We start from the raw sequence: 15,697 nt of genomic DNA, 5'->3' as shown, positions 1-15,697 counted from the left end.
CTCCTTAACCTGTGTTATGCCCACCAGTGAGCAATTTGCCAGGCCAGACGGGCGGCGAGTTTCGCCCCCTGACCGTCCTGGTCGTAATGTGGATTAAATTCAACTAAATCTGCCGCCCGCAGTTTTCCGCTGCGGCAGATGCGCTCGATGACCGGTAACAGATCCAGCGCAGGAATACCTAACGCCGCAGGAGCTGATACGGCGGGCATCTCGCCGGCGGGCAACACATCAAGATCGATGGTCAGATAAACGCTGTCTGCTCTGGCCAGTACCTCTTCAAGCGCGGATAACGCATCGCGGCGGAAATGAAGGTCTTCAACCAGCGTCACATTCAGCCGTTCAGCCTCATCCCATAACGCCTGGGTGTTTGCCGCCCGGCTCACGCCAAAGCAGGCATACTGAAATGCGCGGGACTGCTCAGCGCAGTAGTGCGCAAGCTGACGAAACGGCGTGCCGGAGGTGGCGCGTTCCGCCTTGCGCAGATCGAGATGGGCATCGAGGTTAATAATAGCCACACGTTCATGCGGGTAGGCATCCAGTACGCCGCGCCCGTGCGCCCAGGCCGTTTCATGTCCGCCGCCAAAGACAAACGTATGCATCCCGGCGCGCTGGCAGGCCGTAACCGCATCGCTTAACACCCGCTGCGCAGCCTCAAGCCCATCTCCCTCGACCTCTATCGTGCCCAGATCCGCAAGCCGCTCATGCCCCTGATGGCTGGCCATATTGGCCAGCGCCTTGCGCAGGACATCGGGAGCCTGCGCGGCACCCGGCCTGCCGTGGTTGCGTTTTACGCCTTCATCACACCCGAAGCCCAGCAGCGCAATACCTGAGGAGGCAGGCGCAAACTGCGCCTGCTGTCGGATGGTCTGGAAAATGCGTTTAGCATTGCTGGCCTCTGCGCTGTCATCGCGCCCCTGCCAGACCTGCTCAGAAACGGGCTTCCATAACGTCATACTGCCTCCCCACGAAAGATACGTTGATACAGCGGGTTACGCCCGGGTTCATACACCATTTCCACCGGGTGCTTCGCATCCCAGACGATAAAATCAGCCACAAAACCCGCCTTTAACTGCCCGTGTGTTGCACCACGTCCGAGCGCGCGTGCGGCATGTCGCGTCACACCAGCCCAGGCTTCTTCCGGTGTCAGGCCAAACTGGACGCAGGCCATATTCATCGCCAGATGCAGGCTGGCAAACGGGCTGGTCCCGGGGTTGTAGTCGGTGGCGACCGCCATCGCAACGCCCTGCTTTCTGAGCCGTTCAACCGGCGGACGCTGACGCTCCTGGAGGAAATAGAACGCGCCGGGCAGCAGAACCGCAACCGTGCCGCTTTCTGCCATCGCCTGAACCCCGGCCTCATCAAGATATTCAATATGATCGGCGGACAGCCCCTGGTAACGACTGACCAGCGCCGCGCCGCCCAGATTAGACAGCTGCTCGACATGCCCTTTTACCGGAATGCCCAGCGCAAGCGCGGCCTGGAATACCCGCTCGGTTTGCGCCGGGGTGAATCCGACGTTTTCGCAAAAAACGTCTACCGATTCGAACAACCCTTTTTGCCACAGGGCAGGCATTATCTGTTCGCACACCAGCGTAAGGTAGGCATCAGGGTCGTGGAGGTATTCCGCAGGCACCGCATGAGCCGCAAGCAGCGTCGGGCTGATTTCTACCGGATAATCCTGGCCAAGCTGACGCGCCACCTGCAACATTTTCTCTTCGGCTTCGGCGTTCAGACCGTATCCTGACTTGATTTCAAGGGTTGTCACACCTTCATTCATCAGCCGTTGCAGGCGCTGCTGCGCAAGCGTCAGTAACGCTTCGTGAGAGCTATTGCGGGTCGCCGTCACGGTGGCGTTAATCCCGCCCCCCTGGGCGCTGATGGTCTGATAAGAGACCCCGTTTAACCGCTGCTCCCATTCCGCTGCGCGATCGCCGCCAAAGACCAGATGGGTATGGCAGTCGATAAGCCCCGGCGTAACCAGCCTTCCCGCTAAATCAATGCTGTTAGCGTGCCCGTGCGGGATTTCTGCTTCGGGGAGCACGGCCAGAATAGTCTTGTCGCGGACCACCAGCGCACAGCTTTCAGTCAGTCCATAAGGGACGGAATGGTCGGGATCCATTGTCGCCAGTCGCGCATTACGCCAGATAACATCGTCGGGATGAAGCTGCTGCATGGGGATTCCACTTGTCATGGGTTGTATAGACATTTATTTTCATCTGTTTGCCGCTGTCAACCGCCTTTACGGAAAATGTTATTTATTTGTGATTACTTTCCCGCATCCGCCGGGCGAAAAATGCAACTTTTTACCATTTAAACTTCCCGTTTCGCTCAACTTAGTATAAAAAAGCAGGCTATTTCGTCTATCCCGTTAAGACTTGCATACCCAGGAGCTTTACCTTGAACATTTCCAGGATTTCCCGTCTGGCGTTAGCACTCGCCTTTGGCGTGACATTATCCGCATGTAGCTCAACGCCACCGGACCAGCAGCCTTCTGAGCAGGTTGCACCGGGCACAGCATCTCGTCCGATTCTGTCTGCTGATGAAGCGAAAAACTTCAGCCAGGCGCGTTACTTCACGGCAATGGACCCAAATGGGGCACCGTGGAGCCCGTCTTCAATCAACCTGCCTAAGCAGCCTGATTTCGTCGTCGGCCCGGCAGGCACGCAGGGTGTTACGCACACCTCTATTCAGGCAGCGGTTGACGCAGCAATCACCAAACACAGTGCATCCCGTCAGTACATCGCGATCCTGCCAGGTGAATACGAAGGCACCGTATACGTGCCTGCCGCCCCGGGCAGCATTACCCTGTACGGTACGGGCGAAAAAGCCATCGACGTGAAAATTGGTCTGGCGATTGACTCCGAAATCGACAGCAACACCTGGCGTCGCCTGGTGAACCCGGCCGGGAAATATATGCCGGGCAAACCTGCGTGGTATATGTTCGATAACTGCCAGAGCAAACGTACCGCAACCGTAGGTGTGATGTGCTCTGCGGTATTCTGGTCGCAGAACAACGGTCTCCAGTTGCAGAACCTGACCATTCAAAACACCCTGGGTGATAGCGTGGATGCCGGTACTCATCAGGCGGTTGCACTGCGCAGCGATGGCGATCAGGTTCAGATTAATAACGTGAACATTCTGGGTCGTCAGAACACCTTCTTCGTGACCAACAGCGGCGTACAGAACGCGCTGGTGAACAACCGTCTGACCCGTACTCTGGTCACCAACAGCTACGTTGAAGGCGATGTAGACCTCGTCTCCGGCCGTGGCGCGGTAGTGTTTGATAACACCGATTTCCGCGTAGTGAACTCCCGTACCCAGCAGGAAGGGTATGTGTTCGCACCGGCAACACAGTCCAGCCTGTTCTACGGCTTCCTGGCAGTAAACAGCCGCTTCACCGCGTCCGGTGAAGGCGTTGCGCAACTGGGTCGCTCTCTGGATCTGGACTCTGCCACCAACGGCCAGGTGGTTATCCGCGACAGCGTGATCAACGAAGGTTTCAACACGGCAAAACCGTGGGCAGACGCCGCCGTGTCTAAACGTCCATTCTCCGGCAACACCGGTGCCGTGGATGATAAAGGCAACGTGCAGCGCAACCTGAACGACGCTAACTTCAACCGCATGTGGGAGTACAACAACCGCGGTCTGGGTAGCAAAGTGGTTGCTGAGCCTAAGCAGTAATATGTCCTTTTGCCGGGTGGCGGCTTTGCCTTACCCGGCCCATAAAGCCCGTTCACCGGGCATAAAAAAACCTCGCATCTGCGAGGTTTTTTGTTTTACACCGCTTAGTGTGCGTTAACAACAACCCACATTGGCCCCTGGCCTACGGCATAACGGCCCTTCTCTTCCAGCAAGCCCTGCTCGCCTTTGATTTCGTATAGCGCAATGTGATGGGATTTTTGTCCCGCCGCAATCAGGTATTTCCCGCTGTGGTCGATATTAAAGCCACGTGGCTGGGTTTCCGTTGGCTGGAAGCCTTCAATCGCCAGCACGCTGCCGTCTTCAGAGACGCTGAACACGGTAATCAGGCTGGAGGTGCGGTCACAGGCGTAAAGATGACGGCCATCCGGTGTAATGTGGATATCCGCAGCCCAGCGGGTGTCGGAGAAGTCTGACGGCATCATATCCAGTGTCTGTACGCACTCAATCTCGCCATTTGGATCTTTCAGCTCCCACACATCCACAGAGCTGTTCAGCTCGTTCACCACATAAGCGTACTGCTGGTTAGGGTGGAACACCATGTGACGTGGGCCTGCGCCCTCAACGGTTGTCACTTCAGCCGGGTTTTGCGCAACCAGGTGACCATCGTCACTCAGGGTAAACAGGCAGATGCGGTCCTGCTTCAGCGCAGGAACCCACAGCGTGCGGTTGTCCGGGGTGATATTGGCAGAGTGGCACCCTTCCAGTCCTTCAACCACATCAACCGTTTCAACCGGGATGCCATCTTCCAGACGCGTCACGCTGACGCAGCCGGAGTTATAGGAGCCGCTGAACACGAAGTTGCCTTTGTGATCGGTCGAGATATGGGTTGGGCTGCCCGGCAGCGGAGCTTCGGCGGTGTAGGTCAATGCACCATCATCCGGGGAGATGCGATAAGCAAGCACACGGAACTCAGGGCGCACGCCAACATAGAGAAAACGTTTATCCGGGCTGACGACCATCGGCTGAACTTGTCCGGGAACATCAACAACCTGAACCAGCGTGAGTGAACCTTCTGCATTCAAACGCCAGACATGGATCTGCTGACTTTCAGGACTGGCGGTATAAACGGTTTGTTTCATGAATACTCCTTTCCTCACTGCGCGTGAAAGTGATTATTTTTAACGGCGAATGCTGAATTTTAGCCAGGAATTTTGCAGCGATATTCACTCGGTGTACCATCCCCTAAGACCTTAAATTCAATATTAACCCGGAAGAACAAATGACCTCGCGTGTGATTGCACTGGATTTAGACGGAACACTGCTTACCCCTCAAAAAACCCTGCTTCCCTCTTCTCTCGAAGCGCTGAAGCGCGCCAAAGAAGCGGGATATCAACTCCTGATCGTAACGGGTCGACATCACGTTGCCATTCATCCTTTTTATCAGGCACTGGCGTTAGATACACCTGCAATTTGTTGTAATGGCACTTATTTGTATGATTATCAGGCAAAAAAGGTTCTGGAGTCCGATCCGCTGCCGGTGCCACAGGCGCTGCAATTGATTGATCTGCTGGATGAACACAACATTCATGGCCTGATGTATGTGGATAACGCGATGGTGTATGAACGCCCTACGGGCCACGTTATCCGTACCAGCAACTGGGCGCTATCGTTACCTGAAGCACAGCGTCCGGTCTTTACTCAGGTTGCCTCTTTGCGCCAGGCGGCGGCGGATGTCGACGCGGTCTGGAAATTCGCCCTGACGGACGAAGACACCACCAAACTGAACGGCTTCGCTAAACACGTCGAGCAAACGCTCGGTCTGGAGTGCGAATGGTCATGGCACGATCAGGTGGATATTGCCCGTAAAGGCAACAGCAAAGGCAAACGCCTGACGCAGTATGTGGAGTCTCAGGGCTGGTCAATGCAGGACGTGATTGCCTTTGGCGACAACTATAACGACATCAGTATGCTGGAAGCCGCAGGCACCGGCGTGGCGATGGGTAATGCTGATGATGCCATTAAAGCACGCGCCAACGTGGTGATTGGCGACAACACCACCGACAGCATTGCGCAGTATATCTATACCCACCTGCTGTGATCAGGTGGTGATCGAGACGCTCTTGATCTGCGCGTAAAGCCACAGGCCAGGTTTGATCCCTAACTCATCTCTGGCCCATGGGCTGATACGCGCCCACAGCGTCTTGCTGCCAACCTCGAGCTGCACTTCCACCTGTCCGTTATCGTCAAAACATTGAGCCACTTTGGCGCGCAGAATATTACGAATACTGGTTTGCAGAGGCGGTTGCAGCACCAGTGAGACATCCGAGGCCTGAATGCGAATACGCAACGCAGACTGAAGCGGTTTATCAATCTTATTGACCCACAAATGCTGATCGCCGAGCGCCAGCGCGGTCATGGCGTAGTGCGGATGATGCTCCAGCACGCTGACCTTCAGGATGCTGCTCTGCTGCTCTTTTGGCAGCCATGGATGCATGACGCTACTGCCCCACACTTCTTCCAGATTGCCGAACGCTTTCACACTGCCGTTTTCCAGCACCAGCACTTTGTCTGCCAGATGCAGAATTTCATCAAGCGAATGGCTGACATAGAGCATCGGGATATTAATTTCACGGGCCAGGCGTTGCAGATATGGCAGCAGTTCGCGCTTGCGCGGGATATCCAGCGATGCCAGTGGCTCATCCAGCAATAACAGCTCCGGTGCGGTCAACAAAGCACGGCCAATGGCCACACGCTGCTTCTCACCGCCAGAAAGCGAAGACGGAAGACGGTCCAGCAACTGTTCAATGCCCAACAGCGCAACAAGCTTATCAAACTGCCCGGCCATGCTTTTTGCCATGCCGTAACGCAGATTGCCGCGCACGCTGTAGTGCGGGAATAACCTTGCATCCTGGAAAACGTAGCCGATGCGCCGTTTATCCGGCGACAGGTAAACCTTGTTTTCCACGTCATTTAAGACGCGCTTATTCAGTACGATGCGCCCTGACTGAGGGCGCGTCAGCCCGCTAATGGCATTAATCAGCGAGGTTTTCCCCGCCCCGGAGACGCCAAAAATAGCCGTAATGCCGCTGGCCGGCAGGTTTTCGTTCAGCGTCAGACAATGGTCGCCAAGCGTCTGGGTGAAATTCAGCTCCAGCATGGTTATCTCCCCATCCGTTCACGGCTGATGCGCGCCAGCCATTCTGAAACCAGCAGTGAAACCAGCGCCAGAACAATAGAGATGATACAAAGCCTTGCCGCCGCGCTTTCACCGCCAGGCGTCTGAATAAGGGTATACATCGCCGACGGAATGGTGCGCGTTTCGCCCGGGATGTTTGACACGAAGGTAATGGTCGCCCCGAACTCGCCCAGTGAACGGGCAAAGGCCAGCACAGTACCGACGATAATGCCCGGCAGCATGAGCGGTAAGGTAATGGTCAGAAACACGCGCCAGCGCCCTGCGCCTAACGTACGTGCCGCCTGTTCAAGTTTGAGGTCAACACCTTCCAGCGCCAGGCGGATCGCCCGCGCCATCAGCGGGAAGGACATCACTGCCGCCGCCAGTACCGCACCGCGCCAGCTAAACGCAAACGTCAGGCCAAACCAGTCATAGAGCCATTCGCCGATAAAACCGCGCCGCCCCATCGCAATCAGCAACAGGTAGCCCACCACAACCGGGGGTAAAACGAGAGGAAGATGAAGAATACTGTCGAGCAGGGCTTTGCCTGGAAACTTACAGCGAACCAGTAACCAGGCAAAGAAGATCCCAAAAGGCAAACTCAGCACAACGGCCAGGGAAGAGACTTTAAGGCTCAGCAGCACGGCCTGCCATTCAGGATCGGTCAATATCATTAGTGAGTCGTAAATCCGTAACGTTTAAAGATTTCAGACGCCTGCGGGCCCTTCAGGTAGTCGTAGAAGGCGCTGACTGTCGCATTTTTATGTCCATCAACCACAGCAACAGGATATTCCACTTTCTTGTGGGAATCTTCCGGGAACGTACCAACCACTTTTACACCTTTGCTGGCAACAGCATCAGAGCCGTAAACGATACCCAGTGGTGCTTCGTTGCGTTCAACCAGCGCCAGTGCGCCGCGTACGTCTTCCGCCGGGGCCAGTTTAGGGGATAACGTCTCCCACGCGCCCAGTTTTTGCAGGGCTTCTTTGGCATAAATACCCGCCGGTACGTGCTCAGGATCGCCCACCGCCAGACGGCCACCGTTCAGAAGCTGAGTCCAGTTTGTCTCTTTGTTGATGGCGATATCCGCCTGCACGCTGGCTTTTGGAGCCACAACGACCAGGCTGTTACCCAGCAACGTGGCACGGGTTGCCGTATCAATAGATTTTTTCTCTACCGCGTAGTCCATCCATTTCTGGTCAGCAGAAATGAACAGGTCGGCAGGCGCACCGGCTTCAATCTGGCGTGCCAGCGTAGAAGAAGATGCAAAAGAAGAGACAACCTCAACGTTCTTCTCTTTTTTGTATTCCGCTGCAATATCCTGCATCGCGTTAGTCAGCGACGCCGCTGCAAAGACCGTGATTTTACCTTCTTCAGCCAGTGCGTGCCCCGCCAGAGAAAGTGTCAGCGTTGCCCCTGCGAAAAGGCGTAACCATGTACGTGCCATCTGTAGCTCCTGTGAGTGTCGTTATATACATCCAAATATAACGACAACTGTAGGGATATCCTAGCGTTAAATCGTACCGATTAATGAGTAAACTCACCCGATGTTGTGAATAATATCGGCGGGAAAGGAAGAAACTTGAGAGCAAAACGCCCGGGCTGGCCGGGCGTTTTGTAGGGAATCAATGCTGCTTTTTAGGCTGGTCTTTATGACCGATGTTCGAAAACACGTTGAACACTTCACCCAGGCCGTAGATAGCACCGAGGATGAGAGCCATCACTACTGGTACCATGATCACGGCGAATACCAGACTTTTCAACAACTCTAACATGGTTTTCTCCAGACATTGTGAACGGCTTATTCTACCCTTTCGAGTGAGAAAAACATCCCCTTTTGTGCGGTGCACTTTGCCCGCAGGGGCATTTGGGTCACAATACGCTTTTTGCCAGGACATTGTTATGCAGGCCGAAATTCTCCTCACCTTACGACTTCAGCAGAAGCTTTTCGCCGATCCACGACGCATCGCCCTGCTTAAACAAATAGAGCAAACCGGCTCAATTAGCCAGGGGGCAAAAAACGCCGGCATCAGTTATAAAAGCGCCTGGGATGCTATCAATGAGATGAACACCCTCAGCGAGCAGGCGCTGGTCGACAGAGCGACCGGCGGTAAGGGCGGTGGCGGCGCGGTACTGACCCGCTACGGTCAGCGTCTGATTCAGCTTTACGATCTGCTGGCGCAGATACAGCAAAAAGCGTTCGATGTCTTAAGCGACGACGACAACGTTCCGCTGGATAGCCTGCTGGCGGCCATTTCCCGCTTCTCGCTCCAGACCAGTGCCCGCAACCAGTGGTTTGGTACCGTCACGGCCAGGGACAACTCACAGGTGCAACAGCATATCGAGATCCTGCTGGCAGATGGCGCTACGCGTCTGAAAGCGGCTATCACCGCGCAAAGCGGAGAGCGCCTCGGGCTGGACGAAGGTAAAGAAGTTCTGGTGTTACTGAAAGCCCCCTGGGTCAGCATCACGCGCGCCCCTGAGCTGGCAAAACACGCCGATAACCAACTGCACGGCGCAATCAGCCACATTGAACGCGGCGAGGAGCAGTGCGAGGTGCTCATGACCTTACCGGATGGGCAAATTCTGTGTGCCACGGTACCGGTAGCCGATGCAGCTGAGTTAGAAGAAGGTGCTGTCGTCACCGCATATTTCAACGCAGACCGGGTGATTATCGCCACATTATGCTAAGCGCATTGACAAGCGTGCCGACTGTGAGTATCCCTGACGCTTATTGCTGCAAAAAATGGGATAAATCATGTCATCATTGCATATTTCGCAAGGTACGTTTCGTCTTAGCGATACCCAAACGCTGGCGCTTCCTGATTTAACGTTACGCGCAGGTGAAAGCTGGGCCTTTGTCGGCACAAACGGCAGCGGTAAATCTGCCCTGGCGCGCGCACTGGCCGGTGAGCTCACGCAGCTTAAAGGCGAGCGTCAATGTGGCTTTACGCGCCTGACTCGCCTCTCATTTGAACAACTGCAAAAGCTGGTCAGCGATGAGTGGCAGCGTAACAACACCGACTTACTCAGTCCCGGTGAAGAAGATACTGGCCGCACCACGGCCGAGATAATCCAGGATGAGATAAAAGACAGTGCACGCTGTCAGCACCTGGCCGAACAATTCGGTATTACCGCCCTACTGGACAGACGCTTTAAATATCTTTCCACCGGCGAGACACGAAAAACGCTGCTCTGTCAGGCGCTGATGAGCGAGCCGGAACTGCTGATCCTGGATGAGCCCTTCGACGGGCTGGACGTGCAATCCCGCGCCCAGCTGGCCACCCTGCTGGAAAAGCTCAATCAGCAAGGTTACACCCTGGTTCTGGTGCTTAACCGCTTTGATGAAATCCCGGACTTTGTGCAACACGCCGGGGTCTTAGCCGACTGTAGCCTGACCGAAACCGGCGAAAAAGCCGCACTACTGAAGCAGGCCCTGATTGCGCAGCTGGCGCACAGTGAAAAGCTGGACGGCATTTCACTTCCGGAGCCCGACGCCCCTTCAGCCCGCCACGGTTTAGATCCCCACCAGCCACGCATTGTGCTGCATAACGGCGTGGTTTCTTATAACGATCGCCCGATCCTCAACCAGCTGAGCTGGACGGTAAACCCTGGCGATCACTGGCAGATCACTGGCCCTAACGGGGCGGGAAAATCGACGCTGCTGAGCCTGATAACCGGCGATCATCCGCAGGGTTACAGTAACGATCTCACCCTGTTTGGCCGCCGTCGCGGAAGCGGCGAAACCATCTGGGACATCAAAAAGCATATTGGCTACGTCAGCAGCAGTTTGCACCTGGACTATCGCGTCAGCACTACGGTGCGTAACGTCATTTTGTCCGGGTTCTTCGATTCCATCGGCATTTATCAGGCGGTTTCGGACAAACAGCACAAGCTGGCGCAGCAGTGGCTGGATATTCTGGGTATGGATAACCGGGTCGCTGACGCGCCGTTTCATAGCCTGTCGTGGGGACAGCAGCGGCTGGCGCTTATCGTCCGTGCGCTGGTGAAACATCCAACCCTGTTGATCCTCGACGAACCGCTCCAGGGGCTGGATCCGCTCAATCGCCAGCTGATTAGACGCTTTGTGGATGTGCTGATCGGGGAAGGTGAAACCCAGCTGTTGTTTGTGTCACATCACGCCGAAGATGCCCCTTCCTGCATTACCCACCGCCTGGAATTCATCCCGGATGGTGAGAGCTATCGCTACCTTCTGAGCAAAATCGATTAACCTGGCGGGGCCCAGCCCCCGCTTTTCAGATTACCTGCAACATTACAACGTTATCTCTTTGATCTAGAATGCTACCGTCCATTCGAAATTAAGGTGCGATGATTAGTGTAAACGATTCCACTATTTTATCCCATGTCACACTTTTCGCGTCTCTGTTATGCTATGGTTAATTCATACCATAAGCCCAATGGAGCGAAATATGCGAGTTCTGGTAACAGGTGGTAGCGGTTACATCGGTAGTCATACCTGCGTGCAGCTGCTGCAAAACGGACATGATGTCATCATCCTCGACAACCTGTGCAATAGTAAGCGCAGCGTGCTGCCTGTGATTGAACGTCTTGGCGGCAAACAACCTACCTTCGTCGAAGGCGATATTCGCAACGAAGCGTTGATGACCGAGATCCTTCACGACCACGCCATTGAAACCGTGATCCACTTTGCGGGTCTGAAAGCCGTTGGCGAATCGGTCGCAAAACCGCTTGAGTATTACGACAACAACGTCAACGGTACGCTGTGCTTAATTTCAGCTATGCGTGCAGCAAACGTGAAAAACTTTATCTTCAGCTCGTCTGCCACCGTGTACGGCGATCAGCCAAAAATCCCTTATGCCGAAAGCTTCCCTACCGGTACGCCGCAAAGCCCGTATGGCAAAAGCAAGCTGATGGTGGAACAGATCCTGACCGACCTGCAAAAAGCGCAGCCTGACTGGAGCATCGCCCTGCTGCGTTACTTCAACCCGGTTGGCGCACATCCATCAGGCGATATGGGTGAAGACCCGCAGGGCATTCCAAACAACCTGATGCCGTATATCGCGCAGGTGGCCGTTGGCCGTCGTGATTCACTGGCTATTTTTGGTAACGATTATCCAACCGAAGATGGCACCGGCGTGCGTGACTATATTCATGTCATGGACCTGGCCGATGGTCACGTTGCGGCGATGCAGCAGCTGGCAGACAAACCGGGCGTGCATATTTACAACCTCGGCGCGGGTGTCGGGAGCAGCGTGCTGGATGTGGTAAATGCCTTCAGCAAGGCGTGCGGCAAGCCTGTGAGCTACCACTTCGCCCCCCGCCGCGACGGCGACCTTCCGGCTTACTGGGCTGATGCAACCAAAGCCGATAAAGAGCTTAACTGGCGTGTAACGCGCACGCTTGATGAAATGGCACAGGATACCTGGCACTGGCAGTCACGCCACCCGCAGGGCTATCCGAATTAAGGATTTGTCATGACGCAATTCAATCCCGTCGATCATCCGCATCGTCGTTTTAACCCGCTCAGCGGGCAATGGATTTTGGTTTCACCGCATCGCGCTAAGCGCCCCTGGCAGGGGGCGCAAGAAACGCCTGCAAAACAGACGCTGCCTCAGCATGATCCAGACTGTTTCCTGTGTCCGGGCAACACGCGCGTCACCGGCGACACCAACCCGGACTACAAGGGCACATACGTTTTTACCAACGATTTTGCAGCCCTGATGACCGACACCCCGGATGCGCCGGAAAGCGAAGATCCGCTGATGCGTTGTGAAAGCGCACGTGGCACCAGCCGCGTGATCTGCTTCTCGCCCGATCACAGCAAAACGTTGCCGGAACTGAGCATCGAGGCCCTGAAAGAGGTGGTGAGCACCTGGCAGGCACAGACCGCAGAGTTAGGTCAAGCCTATCCCTGGGTGCAGGTGTTTGAAAACAAAGGTGCGGCGATGGGCTGCTCTAACCCGCACCCGCACGGCCAGATTTGGGCAAACAGCTTCCTGCCAAATGAAGCCGAACGCGAAGACCGTCTGCAAAAAACGTATTACGCGCAGAATGGATCGCCGATGCTGGTGGACTACACCCAACGCGAGCTGGCTGATGGCAGCCGTACCGTGGTCGAAACCGAACACTGGCTGGCCGTTGTGCCGTACTGGGCTGCCTGGCCGTTTGAAACGTTGCTGCTGCCAAAAGCGCAAGTGCAACGCATCACCGACCTCAGCGATGCGCAGCGCGATGACCTGGCACTGGCGCTGAAAAAACTGACCAGCCGCTACGACAACCTGTTCCAGTGTTCCTTCCCGTATTCGATGGGCTGGCACGGCGCACCGTTTAACGGTGAAGAAAACCAACACTGGCAGTTACACGCCCATTTCTATCCGCCGCTGCTGCGTTCCGCGACGGTACGTAAATTTATGGTGGGCTACGAAATGCTGGCCGAAACCCAGCGTGATCTTACGGCAGAACAGGCGGCAGAACGTCTGCGCGCCGTTGGCGACGTTCACTATCGCGAATCAGGAGTCTAAAAAAATGAGTCTGAAAGATAAAACACAATCCCTGTTTGCTGAAACATTTGGCTACCCTGCCACCCACGTTATTCAGGCGCCTGGCCGCGTAAACCTGATTGGCGAACACACAGATTATAACGATGGTTTCGTGCTGCCCTGCGCCATTGATTACCAGACGGTGATCAGCTGCGCCAGGCGTGATGACCGCAAGGTTCGCGTAGTAGCGGCGGATTATGACAACCAGGCTGACGAATTCTCTCTGGATGCCCCGATTATTGCGCACGATACCCAGCAATGGTCGAACTACGTGCGCGGCGTGGTTAAGCATCTGCAAAAGCGCAATAAAAACTTCGGCGGTGCCGATCTGGTGATCAGCGGTAACGTCCCGCAGGGTGCCGGGCTGAGCTCATCGGCTTCGCTGGAAGTGGCGGTAGGAACGGTGTTCCAGCAGCTTTATCATCTGCCGCTGGATGGCGCGCAAATCGCGCTGAATGGCCAGGAAGCAGAAAACCAGTTCGTGGGCTGTAACTGCGGCATCATGGACCAGTTGATCTCCGCGCTGGGCAAAAAAGAGCACGCGCTGCTGATCGACTGCCGTTCGCTGGGAAGCAAAGCGGTTCCGCTGCCAAAAGGCGCGGCGGTGGTTATCATCAACAGTAACTTCAAGCGTACCCTGGTCGGCAGCGAGTACAACACCCGTCGTGAGCAGTGCGAAACCGGCGCGCGTTTCTTCCAGCAGACTGCCCTGCGCGACGTTTCTATCAATGAATTCAACAAAGTTGCCCATGAGCTTGATCCGATCGTTGCCAAACGTGTTCGCCACGTTCTGACTGAAAACGCCCGTACGGTGGAAGCCGCTTCAGCGCTGGCAAAAGGCGATTTGAAACGCATGGGTGAGCTGATGGCTGAATCTCATGCCTCTATGCGCGATGATTTCGAAATCACCGTGCCGCAAATCGACACCCTGGTTGAGATTGTTAAAGCCACCATCGGCGATCAGGGCGGTGTGCGTATGACTGGCGGCGGTTTCGGCGGCTGCGTCGTGGCGCTGGTACCTGAAGAGCTGGTTCCGGCCGTTCAGGATGCCGTAGCGAAACAGTACGAAGCCAAAACCGGCATCAAAGAAACCTTCTATGTGTGTAAAGCAACACAAGGAGCGGGACAGTGCTAAACGAAACGCCAACCCTCGCACCGGATGGTCTGCCGTATCGCCTGTTAACCCTGCGCAACAGCGCAGGGATGGTGGTTACGCTGATGGACTGGGGCGCAACATTACTCTCAGCACGTGTGCCTATGCCCGATGGCAGCGTGCGTGAAACCCTGCTCGGCTGCGCGTCGCCGGAACAATACCTCACTCAGGCGGCCTATCTTGGCGCATCCGTGGGCCGTTACGCCAACCGCATCGCCAAAAGCCGTTTTGTACTGGATGGCGTGAGCTATCCGCTGCTGTCCAGCCAGGGCGAAAACCAGCTGCATGGCGGACCGGAAGGATTTGATAAACGCCGTTGGCAGATTGTTCAGCAGAATGATGGCGAAGTGCTGTTCTCGCTGGACTCTCCTGATGGCGATCAGGGCTTCCCGGGTAATCTCGTCGCCACGGCGCGTTTTACCCTGACGAAAGATAACCGTATTGCGATTGAGTACCGCGCAACGACCGATAAAGCCTGTCCGGTCAATATGACTAACCACGCGTATTTCAATCTCGACGGAAACCAGTGCGATGTTCGCCAGCATAAGCTTCAGCTGCTGGCAGATGACTATCTGCCTGTTGATGAGATGGGTATCCCGTATCAGGGCCTGAAATCGGTGAGCGGCACCAGCTTTGATTTCCGCGCGGCCAAACCTGTCGCCCAGGATTTCCTGAGCGATGACGATCAGCGCAAAGTGAAAGGTTACGACCACGCTTTCCTGTTACAGGCACAAGGCGACGTGAAGAAGCCTGCGGCCCATGTCTGGTCGGCGGATGAAAAGTTGCAGATGACGGTCTACACCACGGCCCCTGCCCTGCAATTTTATTCGGGTAACTACCTCGGCGGCACGCCAGCCCGCGCGCATAACGAATACAGCGACTGGCAGGGCCTGGCGCTGGAAAGCGAGTTCCTCCCGGACAGCCCTAACCATACGGAATGGCCGCAGCCAGACTGCGTGCTGCGCCCGGGTGAAGAGTACGTTAGCGTAACGGAATATCATTTTATTCCTCACGCGTAACGCCAGGCGCAATCCTGAGAAATGTAGAGCCCTCACCATGAGGGCTTTTTTTTGTCCATCTTGCTGAAAATAGCGCCACTCATAGACAAAATCATAACCCTGGATTCACAAGCAGCTTACACTGAGAGACTATTTTCGCTATGGTTATGGTTAAGCGTTGCCGCTGGCACTGACACGGCAATATAAT

15 protein-coding genes are annotated in these 15,697 nt (G+C 55.5%); 8 read left to right on the top strand and 7 right to left on the bottom strand.

What is annotated here, in order from left to right; genetic code table 11:
- Positions 1–14 precede the first annotated feature (14 nt).
- Together hutG and hutI are read right to left on the bottom strand one after the other, a co-directional pair.
- Positions 15–953, bottom strand: coding sequence for a formimidoylglutamase (hutG, locus tag N1249_RS06550; RefSeq protein WP_259835689.1), 939 nt, complete (start codon positions 951–953; stop codon positions 15–17).
- Positions 950–2,173, bottom strand: coding sequence for an imidazolonepropionase (gene hutI / locus N1249_RS06545; RefSeq protein ID WP_259835687.1), 1,224 nt, complete (start codon positions 2,171–2,173; stop codon positions 950–952). The genes hutG and hutI overlap by 4 nt, the downstream gene beginning before the upstream one ends.
- 224 nt (positions 2,174–2,397) lie before the next feature.
- Here hutI and N1249_RS06540 point away from each other — a divergent pair, with 224 nt between their 5' ends.
- Positions 2,398–3,681 carry a putative acyl-CoA thioester hydrolase gene (locus tag N1249_RS06540; RefSeq protein WP_259835684.1) on the top strand — a complete coding sequence of 428 codons (1,284 nt, stop codon included), beginning with the start codon at positions 2,398–2,400 and terminating at the stop codon, positions 3,679–3,681.
- A gap of 104 nt (positions 3,682–3,785) precedes the next feature.
- Here N1249_RS06540 and pgl read toward each other — a convergent pair whose 3' ends face one another.
- The gene (gene pgl, locus N1249_RS06535; RefSeq protein WP_259835674.1) at positions 3,786–4,781 is read right to left on the bottom strand and encodes a 6-phosphogluconolactonase; all 996 of its coding nucleotides are present in this window, start codon (positions 4,779–4,781) and stop codon (positions 3,786–3,788) included.
- Positions 4,782–4,921: 140 nt separating this feature from the next.
- On the opposite strand from pgl, the gene N1249_RS06530 reads away from it, so the two are divergent.
- Positions 4,922–5,740, top strand: coding sequence for a pyridoxal phosphatase (locus N1249_RS06530; RefSeq protein WP_259835672.1), 819 nt, complete (start codon positions 4,922–4,924; stop codon positions 5,738–5,740).
- Here N1249_RS06530 and modC read toward each other — a convergent pair whose 3' ends face one another.
- The 4 genes from modC to N1249_RS06510 all read right to left on the bottom strand — a co-directional run bounded on the left by modC (position 5,741) and on the right by N1249_RS06510 (position 8,592).
- Positions 5,741–6,799, bottom strand: a complete 1,059-nt coding sequence (gene modC, locus N1249_RS06525) for a molybdenum ABC transporter ATP-binding protein ModC (RefSeq protein WP_259835670.1) — start codon at positions 6,797–6,799, stop codon at positions 5,741–5,743.
- Between the two features lie 2 nt (positions 6,800–6,801).
- The gene (gene modB / locus N1249_RS06520) at positions 6,802–7,491 is read right to left on the bottom strand and encodes a molybdate ABC transporter permease subunit (RefSeq protein WP_259835667.1); all 690 of its coding nucleotides are present in this window, start codon (positions 7,489–7,491) and stop codon (positions 6,802–6,804) included.
- Positions 7,491–8,264, bottom strand: coding sequence for a molybdate ABC transporter substrate-binding protein (gene modA / locus N1249_RS06515; RefSeq protein ID WP_259835651.1), 774 nt, complete (start codon positions 8,262–8,264; stop codon positions 7,491–7,493). Before modA ends, modB begins: the two co-directional genes overlap by 1 nt.
- A gap of 178 nt (positions 8,265–8,442) precedes the next feature.
- The gene (locus N1249_RS06510) at positions 8,443–8,592 is read right to left on the bottom strand and encodes an AcrZ family multidrug efflux pump-associated protein (protein WP_014069405.1); all 150 of its coding nucleotides are present in this window, start codon (positions 8,590–8,592) and stop codon (positions 8,443–8,445) included.
- Positions 8,593–8,719: 127 nt separating this feature from the next.
- On the opposite strand from N1249_RS06510, the gene modE reads away from it, so the two are divergent.
- The 6 genes from modE (at position 8,720) to galM (ending at position 15,510) form a co-directional block, all read left to right on the top strand.
- Positions 8,720–9,508 carry a molybdenum-dependent transcriptional regulator gene (modE, locus tag N1249_RS06505; RefSeq protein ID WP_259835638.1) on the top strand — a complete coding sequence of 263 codons (789 nt, stop codon included), beginning with the start codon at positions 8,720–8,722 and terminating at the stop codon, positions 9,506–9,508.
- Positions 9,509–9,575: 67 nt separating this feature from the next.
- A complete protein-coding gene (gene modF / locus N1249_RS06500) occupies positions 9,576–11,048 on the top strand; it encodes a molybdate ABC transporter ATP-binding protein ModF (RefSeq protein WP_259835635.1) in 1,473 nt (490 codons plus the stop codon).
- A 199-nt stretch (positions 11,049–11,247) separates the two neighbouring features.
- Positions 11,248–12,264 carry a UDP-glucose 4-epimerase GalE gene (gene galE, locus N1249_RS06495; RefSeq protein ID WP_259835632.1) on the top strand — a complete coding sequence of 339 codons (1,017 nt, stop codon included), beginning with the start codon at positions 11,248–11,250 and terminating at the stop codon, positions 12,262–12,264.
- 9 nt (positions 12,265–12,273) lie between these two features.
- Complete coding sequence (gene galT / locus N1249_RS06490) at positions 12,274–13,320, top strand: galactose-1-phosphate uridylyltransferase (RefSeq protein ID WP_259835620.1); 1,047 nt, start codon at positions 12,274–12,276, stop codon at positions 13,318–13,320.
- A 4-nt stretch (positions 13,321–13,324) separates the two neighbouring features.
- A complete protein-coding gene (galK, locus tag N1249_RS06485; RefSeq protein WP_259835606.1) occupies positions 13,325–14,473 on the top strand; it encodes a galactokinase in 1,149 nt (382 codons plus the stop codon).
- Positions 14,467–15,510 (top strand): galactose-1-epimerase, encoded by a 1,044-nt coding sequence (galM, locus tag N1249_RS06480; protein WP_259835604.1) that lies wholly within the window; start codon positions 14,467–14,469, stop codon positions 15,508–15,510. Before galK ends, galM begins: the two co-directional genes overlap by 7 nt.
- The last annotated feature ends 187 nt before the right edge of the window (positions 15,511–15,697 follow it).

Origin of the sequence: Enterobacter sp. CP102 (assembly GCF_025152625.1) — a bacterium.
GTDB lineage: Bacteria > Pseudomonadota > Gammaproteobacteria > Enterobacterales > Enterobacteriaceae > Enterobacter > Enterobacter soli.
The sequence above is the reverse complement of the archived record's forward strand: the minus strand, read 5'-3'. Positions and strand labels throughout refer to the sequence as shown.